Source organism: Nocardioides lacusdianchii, from assembly GCF_020102855.1.
GTDB lineage: Bacteria > Actinomycetota > Actinomycetes > Propionibacteriales > Nocardioidaceae > Nocardioides > Nocardioides lacusdianchii.
In genome coordinates, this window is sequence record NZ_JADHZD010000021.1 from 52501 (window position 1) to 57422 (window position 4922).

The following is a 4922-nucleotide window of genomic DNA, read 5'->3' on the forward strand; positions in this document are numbered from 1 at the left end:
GGGCGTCGGAGTGGGTGTCGGGGTGACGGTCAATTTCCGAGTGGGGGTGGTGACTGCCTTGTACGTCTTGCCCTTGAGACGAACTGTTGGGGCGAACACGCGATACGAATATCTGCCGGATGTCGAGGGGGCAGCGGTACGGAATTTGAAGGTGCCTGCGCGGCCGCTCCTGAGTTTCGCGACCTTCTTCCACGCCGACCCGCTGCGACGCTGCAGCACCACGGGGCGGATCATCTTCGGCGGCAGTGAGCCTTTGAAGACAACCATGGCTGCCGCCGGAGTCGATGTCGGGGAGATCGTGAGTGATCCCGAGGTACTCATCCGAGCGAGTTGGTGAGCTGGGGCAGCGTCGGGTTTGCCCTCAACCGCGCCTGACGCAGCGCCGCCAGCGACGAGCGTGAGAACGAGCGCCAGGCCGCCTTGAGCGAACGAGGTCCGGGAGCTTCGGCGAAAGGACTGACTCATGCTCACGTTTCCCTATCTCATCGAACCCCGGCTTGGGGCAGGGACAGCATGGCCCAAACACACGTCCACGGAGCGCGAATGAGACGCCAAGTGACCGAAGGATGACCAAACATGGCGACTTTCGCGAGTCGCCACCAAACACCCGCTACCTTCCACGAGTGGACGACACGCAGTTCGGGCAGACGCTGAAGGCGCTCCGTGTCGGGGAGGACATGAGACAGCACGACTTGGCCGCCAGGCTCGGGTTGGCACGGTCCACTCTGGCCAACGTTGAGACCGGGCGGTGGGCGCCCAGCGAACGCCTCTGGGCAGCTCTTAGTCGGGCATTCCCAAGCTGGGTCGACCAGCTCAAGCCCGTGTACGAAGCGGCGCGTGCCTCTGTGCGAGCTCAAGTGGCGGACCGTGCCCCCTTCCTCGGAGGACCTTTCGACCTGCTGTCGGTCTCCTACGCCTACCTTTTCGAGGAGTCGAAGAGCCCACACGAGATCATCGAGGTCCGTCGCGTTCGCGCCAAAACGGCTGGCGCAAACGCCTACGGGCTACGCCTTGCTCATACCAATGCGCCGGGATTCCGCATAGATCAGCAAGCTTTGTGGGGTGGTGCCATCACTCGCTCTGCGCACACAAGCGATAACGACGGCACGGTGCAATGGACAAAGGTTGACTTCGGGAAGAGCCTGCGCGCGGGCCAGCGTCACGAATTCGCGATACGCACCTGGGTCGAGCGGGACCCGGAGCCCCAAACCGAAGTCTGCTTCGAAATGACCATTTCAGTCCGCCAAGCAAGCATCCATCTAGCTTTCAACGGAACCGTTCAACCCTCACAAGTGTGGCGCTACGGCCCCCTCCCGGACGACAACCTGATCCCCACCTCTCCTGCTGGCCAGCGCCTCCTCAAGTTGCTCCATGGCACCACAAGTTTCACCGTCTCAGCGCCCGAGGTTGGCCAGACATACGGGGTGGCTTGGAACTGGAACACCTGAAACTGCCTGCGGCGGTCGCCCCGGGACTGTCGTCCCTCGATGATCAATCGAAGAGGCGACGCACCCGCAAGCCGAACCGTTGTCGGGATGCAGCGCCCCGCGGCCGGCTTCGAGGGAGCTTCGCTCGTCGGCGTCCCGCGAGGGTGTCGGTTGCGGGACGCCGACGACAGACGTAGTCAGCGTCGTAACGAGGCGTCAGCGAGTTCTGCCTTCGCAGCGGTGCGCTGCCGCTCGATCGCCCGGTAGACGGTGGACCGGCCGACGCCGAAGAGCTCGGCGACCTCGAGGGTGCTGTACTCGCCGCTGTGCACCAGCGAGACCAGGTGCGCTTCCTGCTTGCGGCTGAGCTTCGGCTGCTTGCCCTTCAGTCGGCCCTTGGCTTTCGCGACCTTCATCCCCTCCACGGTGCGCAACCGGATCAGGTCGGACTCGAACTCGGCCACCATCGCGAGGACATTGAACAGCAGCCGCCCGACGGCGTCGGTGGGGTCGTAGACCGAGCCACCGAGGCTGAGGCTGATCTCCCTTGCGGTCAGTTCGTCGGCGATCGCCCGAGCATCCGGTAGCGACCGCGCGAGCCGATCGAGCTTGGTGACCACGAGGGTGTCGCCGGCACGACAGGCAGCGAGTGCCTCTCGTAGTCCGGGCCGTTCGCGGTTGGTGCCGGTCAGGCCATGGTCGACGTAGATGCGTTCGGCCTCGACGCCGAGGGCGAGCAGTCCGTCGCGTTGGGCGGTGAGGTCTTGCTGATCGGTGGAGCATCGGGCGTACCCGACAAGTAGAGCGCTCATGGCGCACCTCCAGGGTGGGCCCGGTCGTGCCACGGCGTTGTGACCGACTCAGGCATCGGGCAGGGCCCGACCCTCCACAAAGCGGCTCGCGCTCCCGAACCGCAACTCACCCAGCCGATTGAGGATGGTCGAGCGGAGCTCGCAAGCAGATGGGCTCGCGGAGCGATCCCGGTGCCCGATCGTCACGCGGAGCGTGACCAGAACGGGATGGGCTCGCGGAGCGACCCGGTGCGGGATCCTGTACCGGGTCGTTCGGCAAGCCCATCGCCAATCGGCGACCGCGGCGAGCTCGGTGGCAGAGGCCTGGCCCGCGGTCGCCGATTGCGGTTCCCTCCGCGACATGGCGTACGTCCGGGCCGCGGGGACCTTATCCGGTGCGGTCGAGGATCAGCCGGGTCGCTTCCTGCGGTGCGTCCCACTGCGGGAAGTGACCGCACCGCTCGAACCAGTGCAGCACCGCGTCGGGGAACAGCTCCGTCGCTCGGGCAGCCTGTCGCGGCAGGGTCACGAGGTCACGACGACCCCACCCGATCGTGACGCGGCCCGGCACCGTGCCGGCGGGGGCGCCCTGCTGCTTGGGTCCCTTGGTCAGGGCGTCCAGCGCGGCGCCCGTCGACGGGGAGTCGGCCAGCCCACGCACGTCCGGCAGCACGGTCTCGGCCGAAAGTGCCCACGGTCGCGCGGACAGCTGAGCCAGAAGCAGGGTCCGGCCCGCAGCGCTGCCGAGCAGTGCCGGCAACCGGCCGCGCAGCATCCGGACCAGGGCGATCGATGGCCGCAGCGTGGCCCCGAAGGCGGCGAGCTCGCGGTCGCTCCAGAAGCCGCCCGGGTCCAGCGCCACGGTGTCGCCGCCGACTCCGCGCCGCGCGAGCTCGAGCACGATGCGGCCGCCCATCGACTGACCCACTGTCGAGACGCCGTCCAGGCCCTGCTCGCGGATGAAGTTCGCCACGGAGTCGGTCAGGCTGGCCACCGAGACCTCGCCCGTCATCGGTGGCGTCTCGCCGAACCCCGGCAGGTCGACCGCTATCACCTCGCGGCGCTCGGCCAGGGCGTCGAGGATCGGGGACCAGGAACACGATCCCGCGCCGAGACCGTGCACCAGCAGCAGGGGGCTACCGCTGCCGCGTCTTACGTGGTTCAACGTCATGCCGGGAACGCTAGTCCGGACGGAAAGGGGCGCGCTGTGTCCCCGCACGCGGATGGGCTCGCGGAGCGACCCGGTGCGGGATGGGCTATCGGTGAGCGCGTCCCGTTTCCCAGACCCCAGCGAAACCGGGTACGTGCTGCGCCCTCATGGCACTGACCGCGTCCGCACTCGGTTCGGATACCGGCACATGCGCGCTGCGTCGCCATCAATAGTGTGGTAGTCGTGAGCGGTTGGAGCGCATCCGACCTTGGGGTCGTAGTCCTACCATCAGGTCGGCTCGTCCGTGGCCGCGCCCTACGTCATCCGATGCCCGACGGCTTCAGTCCAAGCTTCGGGGTCTACCTTCTCGACGAGCAGCGCGCGGCGCTAGCCGGTCTACCACTGACAGCCAGGCGGGGTCGTTTCGCAGGACAAGCACCGCCGGCGTCCCTCCGCGTCAACCGCACGCTGGTGCACATCCGCAACCCAGATTATTCTCGGCACTTGAGGGTGAAGTCGCGCGAGCGAACGTTGTCTAACGTCAGGGCAACCTTGGATTGACTCAGTAGGAAGGTCGGCGTGGAGCCCATTAGCGACGGACGCGAGGAGCGTGCGCGGATGGCTAAATCGCTTGCTGATGCGGAGCAAGAGATCAAGCAGTTGCACGATGCGGTGGAGAGCCGCACCATCATCGGCCAGGCCGAGGGCATCCTGATGGAGCGCCTCGGGATCGACGCCTGTCAGGCGCTGGGATACCTGAAGCGCGTGTCGTCACACACGAACCGCAAGGTCATCGACATTGCGACCGAGATCGCCGAGACGCGGAATCTTCCGCAGTCCTGAGCAGAACATGGTGCGGCCCGGCCGCCTTTTCTCGACGGACCGGGCCTCGCCACCCGAGCACTCGCGAATCCACTGGTGGCGTTCCGCGACGTACCCCAGCCCGGGCGGTCCCATCCTCAATGTGACCAGATCGTCACCGCTGCTGGAGAGCACTGATCGGCACGGGAGGCCATTGCTTGACCAACCCGGGCCTAAGCCAACCAGGCGTTCATGACCGCTTGATGAGACTTCGGGCAAGGTACCCGTCCACACTGAACCCCACCGCCATGTTTAGCCCGGCTTGAAAGAGACCGCTCGAAGTGTCGGGTCTGTCGACCCGATCACGCCGTGGGATGACACGTAGCGGTCAGTCTCGTGCGTTCTCATCAAACGTCCGGATCTGCCGCCTGATAGTGCGCTCCGACGCCGGCGACACATCGAGTCCCGCTCGGGGATCCCCATCCGGTTAGCGAGACAGAGACGACCTCGCGCAGCTTTGAGTTGCTGTGCGAGCCGCTTGAGGTTCGGCCTGCGGGACGTCCGCACGTGCCGACGAGCGGTCATGTCCCGTGCCGTCGCTCATGGGCGTCCGTGATGACCGTTCGTGACCGTTCGTGACCGGATGGACCCTAGGGCCACGGACACAGCGGCCTCAGCCACTGCCGTTGGACAGTTGCTTGCTGCGCCGGCCGGCGCGTGAGCTGGCGGCTACCGCGCCATGCCGGTGAGAGC

5 protein-coding genes are annotated in these 4922 nt (G+C 66.5%); 3 read left to right on the top strand and 2 right to left on the bottom strand.

Features of this window, described 5'->3' with window-relative positions:
- A partial coding sequence (locus tag IRX98_RS20245; protein WP_224279855.1) for a hypothetical protein occupies window positions 1-337 on the top strand: 337 nt, incomplete at its 5' end.
- Window positions 338-623: 286 nt separating this feature from the next.
- Complete coding sequence (locus IRX98_RS20250; protein ID WP_224279858.1) at window positions 624-1448, top strand: helix-turn-helix transcriptional regulator; 825 nt, start codon at window positions 624-626, stop codon at window positions 1446-1448.
- 176 nt (window positions 1449-1624) lie between these two features.
- Here the strand turns inward: IRX98_RS20250 and IRX98_RS20255 are convergent, their stop codons facing one another.
- Window positions 1625-2239, bottom strand: coding sequence for a recombinase family protein (locus IRX98_RS20255; RefSeq protein WP_224279860.1), 615 nt, complete (start codon window positions 2237-2239; stop codon window positions 1625-1627).
- 367 nt (window positions 2240-2606) lie between these two features.
- Window positions 2607-3389, bottom strand: coding sequence for an alpha/beta fold hydrolase (locus IRX98_RS20260; RefSeq protein ID WP_224279862.1), 783 nt, complete (start codon window positions 3387-3389; stop codon window positions 2607-2609).
- Between the two features lie 558 nt (window positions 3390-3947).
- Between IRX98_RS20260 and IRX98_RS23225 the strand changes: the two genes are divergently transcribed.
- The gene (locus tag IRX98_RS23225; RefSeq protein WP_211730877.1) at window positions 3948-4211 is read left to right on the top strand and encodes an ANTAR domain-containing protein; all 264 of its coding nucleotides are present in this window, start codon (window positions 3948-3950) and stop codon (window positions 4209-4211) included.
- Window positions 4212-4922 lie beyond the last annotated feature (711 nt).